Source organism: Paenibacillus sp. GbtcB18 (assembly GCF_019091125.1).
GTDB classification, from domain to species: domain Bacteria; phylum Bacillota; class Bacilli; order Paenibacillales; family NBRC-103111; genus Paenibacillus_F; species Paenibacillus_F chitinolyticus.
Genome location: NZ_JAGXJX010000963.1, coordinates 1 through 231, shown reverse-complemented (window position 1 = coordinate 231; position 231 = coordinate 1). Strand labels below are relative to the sequence as shown.

At 59.3% G+C, this 231-nt stretch carries 1 protein-coding gene; it reads right to left on the bottom strand.

Features of this window, described 5'->3' with window-relative positions; translation table 11 throughout:
* Positions 1-231: amidohydrolase family protein (locus tag KVT34_RS31405; RefSeq protein WP_217563410.1), on the bottom strand; the 231-nt coding region annotated here is incomplete at both ends.

The window sequence follows — 231 nt, the reverse complement described above, 5'->3', positions numbered from 1 at the left end:
CAGGTGAACGGCGTGCGCAACGAGAGACGGGGGCGTGAACACGCCCAGCCTTTCCCGAAACTCGACCGGTCGTGCGCCGTACTGCTCCACGTTGGCTTCCCCTTCTTTTAACGTCTCGGACATATGGGTATGAATAGGCAGGTCCAAATCGTGAGCGGCCTGGACAAACCGTTCGATATAATCCGGCGGGCACGTGTAAGCAGCGTGCGGGGCCATCATCGTCGTAATGCG